Annotated in this window: 7 protein-coding genes; all 7 read right to left on the bottom strand. The window is 68.9% G+C overall.

All coding sequences use genetic code 11. From position 1 onward, the window contains the following. Nucleotides 1-201: 201 nt before the first annotated feature. On the bottom strand, nucleotides 202-2,193 hold the full coding sequence (gene flhA, locus FW784_RS11880; protein ID WP_425481642.1) for a flagellar biosynthesis protein FlhA: 1,992 nt from the start codon (nucleotides 2,191-2,193) through the stop codon (nucleotides 202-204). A 65-nt stretch (nucleotides 2,194-2,258) separates the two neighbouring features. Further along, nucleotides 2,259-3,407: a flagellar biosynthesis protein FlhB gene (flhB, locus tag FW784_RS11875; protein WP_149353554.1), complete on the bottom strand. Its 1,149-nt coding sequence runs from the start codon at nucleotides 3,405-3,407 to the stop codon at nucleotides 2,259-2,261. Between the two features lie 9 nt (nucleotides 3,408-3,416). Then, entirely contained in the window at nucleotides 3,417-4,205 is a 789-nt protein-coding gene (fliR, locus tag FW784_RS11870; RefSeq protein WP_149353553.1) for a flagellar biosynthetic protein FliR, read from the bottom strand. A 48-nt stretch (nucleotides 4,206-4,253) separates the two neighbouring features. Continuing rightward, entirely contained in the window at nucleotides 4,254-4,625 is a 372-nt protein-coding gene (locus tag FW784_RS11865) for a hypothetical protein (protein WP_149353552.1), read from the bottom strand. A 101-nt stretch (nucleotides 4,626-4,726) separates the two neighbouring features. Further along, nucleotides 4,727-4,996, bottom strand: a complete 270-nt coding sequence (locus FW784_RS11860) for a flagellar biosynthetic protein FliQ (RefSeq protein WP_149353551.1) — start codon at nucleotides 4,994-4,996, stop codon at nucleotides 4,727-4,729. Nucleotides 4,997-4,998: 2 nt separating this feature from the next. Continuing rightward, nucleotides 4,999-5,832: a flagellar type III secretion system pore protein FliP gene (fliP, locus tag FW784_RS11855; protein ID WP_149353550.1), complete on the bottom strand. Its 834-nt coding sequence runs from the start codon at nucleotides 5,830-5,832 to the stop codon at nucleotides 4,999-5,001. Beyond that, a partial coding sequence (gene fliO / locus FW784_RS11850) for a flagellar biosynthetic protein FliO (protein ID WP_149353549.1) occupies nucleotides 5,829-6,174 on the bottom strand: 346 nt, incomplete at its 5' end. The genes fliO and fliP, both read right to left, overlap by 4 nt.

Raw genomic sequence — 6,174 nt, 5'->3', positions numbered from 1 at the left:
AGCCTGGCGTCAGGGTGTTCGGGCGTCAGGGCGCGTGCGCGGCCGTCGTCCTCCGCGGCCGGACGCATGCGGGCCAGCCAGGGTCAATCGGGCCAATCACGTGCGGGAAGGACTGTTCCGGCCCACCGCTGCGCTGCAGGCGCCCCGGCGCGCCGGCCGTCCGTCACGCCAAGGGGGCGACGACCGCTGGCCGGGCAGTCCTCACCCGATCGAACCCACCAGCCGCAGCCGTTTGTCTTCCGGCACCTCGCCGTAGGCGAGCACCGCGAGCTGCGGCACGCTGTGGCGCACGAGCCGCGCGATCGACGAACGGATCGGCGACGGCACCAGCAGCACGGCGGGTTCGCCCTTGCTTTCCTGGCGCGTGACGCATTCGCTGAGGTTCTGGTGCAGGCGTTCGGCCAGGCCCGGCTCCAGCGCCGCGCCCTGGCCGCTCACCGAATCCTGCAGCACGCGCTCGAGCGCTGGCGCAAGCGTGAACACCGGCAGCTCCGCATTGAGGCCGTTGAGTTCCTGCACGATGAAGCGGCCCAGCCCGGTGCGCACGGCGGCCACAAGCAGCGCCGGATCCTGCGTGGTGGCGCCGTGCTCCAGCAGCGCCTCGACTATCTGCCGCATCTGCCGCAGCGGAACCTTCTCCGACAGCAGCGACTGCAGCACGCGCACGATCGTCGACAGGGGCAGCAGCTTCGGCGTCAATTCCTCGACGAGCTTCGGTGACGCCTTGCCGACGTTGGCCAGCAACTGCTGCACCTCGTCATGGCCGAGCAGTTCGGACGCCTTCTCGCGCACCACGTGCGACAGGTGCGTCGCCACTACCGTTGCGGGGTCGACCACGGTGTAGCCCAGCGATTCCGCATGCGGGCGCTGCGTCGGCGCGATCCACACGGCGTCGAGGCCGAACGCGGGGTCGCGCGTCGGGATGCCGTCGAGCTGGCCGAATACGCGGCCGGGATCCAGCGCCATCTCGCGATCGGGCTGCAATTCGCCCGTCGCGACGGGCACCCCGTGCACCATGATCCGGTAGGCGTTGGGCGACAGCTCGAGGTTGTCGCGCACGTGCACCGCCGGGATCAGGAAGCCCAGATCCTGCGTGAGCTTCCGGCGCACGCCTTTCAGTCGCGCGAGCAGTTCGCCGCCCTGCGACTTGTCCACCAGCGGAATCAGCCGATAGCCGACTTCGAGCGACAAAGGCTCGACCGGGCGCAGCTCGTCCCAGGTCAGTTCGGCATTGGGCGACGGCGGCGGAGGCGCGGCGGTGTCCTCCGCAGGGGCGAGCATCGCGGCGTCGTGCTTCTTCTTCATGCGCCACGCGGTGTAGCCGAGCACGCCGGCGACCGCCAGGAACGGGATGTTCGGCATGCCCGGTACCACGCCGATCAGGCCCAGCAGGCAGGCTGCCACCGTCAGCGCGCGCTGGTGCCCGAAGACCTGCTTGTTGACGGTCTCGCCCATCTCCTGCTCGGTCGTCGCGCGCGTCACGAGCATCGCCACCGCGGTCGACACCAGCAGCGCCGGCAACTGCGCGACCAGGCCGTCGCCGATCGCGAGAAGCGAATACGTCTGGGCGGCGTGGCTGAAATCCAGGCCGTGCTGCAGCACGCCGATCAACACGCCACCAACGAGGTTGATCGCAAGGATCAGCAGGCCGGCGATGGCATCGCCGCGCACGAACTTGCTGGCGCCGTCCATCGAGCCGTAGAAGTCGGCTTCGTTGCGCACGTCCTCGCGGCGTGCCTTGGCTTCCTCGCGCGATAGCAGGCCGGCGTTGAGGTCCGCATCGATCGCCATCTGCTTGCCAGGCAACGCGTCGAGGATGAAGCGCGCGGACACCTCGGCGATGCGGCCCGCGCCCTTCGTCACCACGACGAAGTTGATGATCGTCAGGATCGCGAACACCACGAGGCCCACGGCGTAACTGCCGCCGATCACGAACTGGCCGAACGATTCGATGACATGGCCCGCGGCCGCGCCACCTTCGTGGCCGTGCAGCAGCACCACGCGCGTGGATGCGACATTCAATGCGAGCCGCAGCAGCGTCACCATCAGCAGCACGCTGGGGAACACCGAGAATTCGAGCGGGCGCTTGACGTAGACGACTGCGAGCAGCACCACCAGCGACAACGCGATGTTGATGGTGAAGAACGCGTCCAGCACGATCGGCGACAGCGGCACCGTCACCATCGCCAGCATTCCGAGCACGACGATCGGTGCAGCGGCGCCGCCCTTCAGCGCGGCGATCACCCCGGCGGCGCGGCTCATGCGCCCGCTCCATTCGCGGCATCCGGGGCGCCATCAGCGCCCACGTCGACCTGCACCAGCTGCGGCATCGGACCGCGCGCGGGATGCCATTTCTTCAGCTGGAACAGGTAGGTCAGCACCTGCGCGACGGCCGCATAGAGTTTCACCGGGATTTCTTCGTCCACCTTGCACTGGCGATAGAGCGCGCGCGCCAGCGGCGGCGCCTCGACCAGCGTCACCTTGTTCTGTCCGGCGAGCTCCCGGATGCGCAGCGCCATTTCGTCGACGCCCTTGGCGACGACTTTCGGCGCGCGCATGGCGCCGGCTTCGTACTTGAGCGCGACGGCGTAATGCGTCGGGTTGACGAGCACGACGTCCGCGGTCGGCACGGCGTCCATCATGCGTTTGTTGGCCATCTCGCGCGCCACGTGCCGGGCGCGCGCCTTGATCTCCGGATTGCCTTCCGATTCCCTGGCTTCGTCGCGCACTTCCTGCTTGGTCATCTTCAGCTTCGCGCGCCAGGCGAAGCGCTGGTACGGCGCGTCGATCGCCGCCAGCACGCCCATCGCCATCACCAGCGCAAGGAACACGCGCAGCACGGCATCGACGCCGTTGGCGACCGCCATTTCCAGCGACTGCGACGGCATGTCCATCAGCCGTCCCATCGAGCCCTTGATGACGATCGCGGCGATCCCGCCGATCAGCAGCAGGCGCAGTACGGAGCGGGCGAGCTCGGCGAACGACTCCCGGCCATACATGCGCGACAGCCCGGCCGCCGGACTGAGGCGCGTGAAGTCGGCCTTGAGCGCGGACGACGAAAAGCGCAGACCGCTCATCAGCGCGGGCGCGACGAAGCAACCGGCGATGGTGGCGAGCATCAGCGGCGCCAGTGGCATGACCAGCGCAGCGGCGGTCTTTCCCGCATACGCGGTCAGCCGGTCGGGATGGCCGATGAGGCCCGGTTCGATCTGCAGTGCGTTGCGCATCCAGTCGCGCGAGGCGGCGCCGATGTGCGGGCCTGTTGCCTTCAGCGCCAGCGTGGCGCAGCCCAGCACGGCCACGTTCGCGAGCTCCTTGGAGCGTGGCGAATCGCCGCGCTCGCGGGCTTCGCGCAGGCGCTTTTCCGATGGGGCCTCGGTGCGGTCTTCGTTGCCTGACTCGGACATCGCGGTAAATCAGCCGGTGAGGGCACGGGCAGCCTGGAAGGCCTCCCCGAACAGCCGTTGCACCGGGCCTTGCAATTCCCTTGCCAGCGACATCAGCAGCACCAGCCCCACCAGCAACGCGATCGGAAATCCCAGCGACATCGGGCTGAGCTGCTGTGCCGCGCGCGAGAGCACCCCGACGGCCACGTTCACCGCCAGCAGGGCCATCATCACGGGCAGTGCGAGGAGCAGGCCGGTGCGCAGCGCCACGCCGAAGAACTGTGGCACCGACGAGACGAATGCGCCCCAGTCGTGGATCGGCGCGCCCACGGGCATCGATCCGTAGCTGTCGAAGAGCAGCTGGATCAGCGCCAGGTGGCCGTCGCTGGCGAAGAACACCAGCCCGAAGCTCAGGAAGAACCACTGCGCGACGACGGGCGACGACTCGCCACTGGTGGGATTCGCCAGGGTCGCCGACGCCAGCCCCATGCCCTGGCTGACCAGCTGGCCGGCGACCTCGCCCGCTTCGAACGCGATGCGCAGCATCAGCCCGATCGCGATGCCCATCGCAAATTCGCGGCCGACGGCCAGGAACGTCGCGGCGTTGACCCCGGCCGGCGGTGGCGCCGGCAGCATCTGCGACAGGGCGGCCGCGATGGCGATCGTCAACACGAGCCGCGACCGCGCGGGGATGCCGCGGCCACCCACCATCGGCAGCGCCTGGATCGCCGCGCCGATGCGCAGGGCGTACCAGAGCACCGACGCGAGCATGCCGAACAGGTTCAGGCCTTGCGCAGTGGTGAGGGTGACGGGATCCATCGGGCCGCTGGATGCAAGGCCCATTCCGTCGCGTCCCGGCGTGGGTCGCTAGCGGCGCGTCTGCATGTTCACGACGATCGGCCAGGTTCGCGGCAGATGCGCCGGCGGCCTGCGGAGACGGTCGGCGCCGAGGTGCCGGGCGAAGCAGCGTGCGATCGGCGAGGCGGGTCGTACGTCGGCCGAAAGCACGCGGCCTGTGCTGTCGACGTCAGCGACGAGTACGAATGCGCCCGCACCCGCAGGGTCAGGGCTTGCCGGAACGCAGGGAACGATCGCGGCATGGATCGCCGGCACCATCGCCATGTCGTAGGCGCGGCCGCCCGGCATTGCGATCGCCGCCTTCGCGGCTGCGACGCGCGCGTCGAAGCCGCTTGCGTGCGCTGTCGTTGCGAGCAGCAGCAGGAGTACGGGCGATCTCATCGGTAAGGCGCGCCGTGGCCGATGCAGGAGAGTTCGCACTCTCGCAGCGTCTCGGTGCACGGAAGCGTAACGGGAGGCGCGCCGGCGCGCCGCGACCCGGCTCAGCCGATCAGCTGCGGTATCCGCTGGAACAGATCGGCCGTGAACGACACCAGCCGCCCCAGCAGGAAATGCCCCATCACCGCGATGGTGGCGGTGAGCGCGATGGCCTTCACCACGAATCCGATCGTCTGTTCGTTGATCTGCGTGGCCGCCTGCACGACGCCGACGACGACACCGACGCCGAGCACGGCGAGCAGCGGTGGCGCGCCGAGCAGCAGCGCCATTTCCAGGCCGCGCGTGATTTCCGACATTGCGACTTCAGGCGTCATGGCTATCCCACCGGGTTGAAGCTGCCCGCGAGCGAGCCGACGACGAGTACCCAGCCGTCCACGAGCACGAACAGCAGGATCTTGAAGGGGGCCGAGATGATCATCGGCGACATCATCATCATGCCCATCGACATCAGCACGCTCGCTACCACGAGGTCGATGATCACGAAAGGGATGTAGATCAGGAATGCGATCTCGAACGCCGTCTTCAGCTCGCTGGTCAGGAACGAAGCGGCCAGCACGCTGAAGGGCACGTCGTTCGGCGTCGCGTACGGGCCGGTGTGCGAGAGGCCGGCGAACGTCATCAGGTCGGTGTCGCGCACCTGCGCCAGCATGAAGGCGCGGAACGGCTGCGATGCAGCGCCCCACGCGGACTTGAAATCCATGTGGCCGTCGAGATACGGCGAGATGCCGGCGCTCCACGCGGCATCGAACGTCGGCGTCATCACCATGAAGGTGAGGAACAGCGCGAGTGCGAGCAGAACCTGGTTGCTGGGGGTCTGACCGGTTCCGAGCGCCTGCCGCAGCAGGCCGAGGACGATGATGATGCGGGTGAATGCCGTGATGCCCATCAGCGCCGCCGGCAGCAGCGTGATGCCGGTCATCAGCAGCAGCACCTGCAGCGGCATGCTCACCGGTTGGCCGCCGATCTGGCCCACGTTCACGGCAGGCAGCGGGCGCGATGGCGCGGGCGAAGCGATCGGCGCCTGCGTCATTGCGGCTGCGGCTGCCGGCGCCTGCGCGTGGGCCGCATTGCCCAGCAGCCCGAACGCGAGGCCCAGCAGCAGTGCGAGTGCGCACACCGTGCGCGTCAGGCGGTCGAACGGAACGCTCATGGTTTCCTGCCGAAATGCTGCGCGAGCACATGCGCGAAGGCGGACGGTGCCGTCGATTCGACGACGGGCAGCGGATGCTCGAGCGTGTGCAAGGTGCGTACCCCGCCCTGGCCTACGCCCACCAGCACCTGTTGGCCGCCGACGTCGAGCACCACGGCGCGGTCGCGCGGGCCGAGCGCGACGCTGGCGACGATCTTCAACTGCGAGGACGCGCCGGCGCGCTGCATGCCGGGCATCCGTTTCGCGAGCCAGCCCAGGCCAAGGATCAGGCCGATGACCAGCAGCAGCGAAAACACGGCGCCGCCGATGCTGCCGGCATCGGCGCCGGGCGCGTGACCTGCG

It is taken from the genome of Cognatilysobacter lacus (assembly GCF_008274655.1).
In the GTDB taxonomy this organism is placed as follows: Bacteria; Pseudomonadota; Gammaproteobacteria; order Xanthomonadales; family Xanthomonadaceae; genus Cognatilysobacter; species Cognatilysobacter lacus.
The sequence above is the reverse complement of the archived record's forward strand: the minus strand, read 5'-3'. Positions and strand labels throughout refer to the sequence as shown.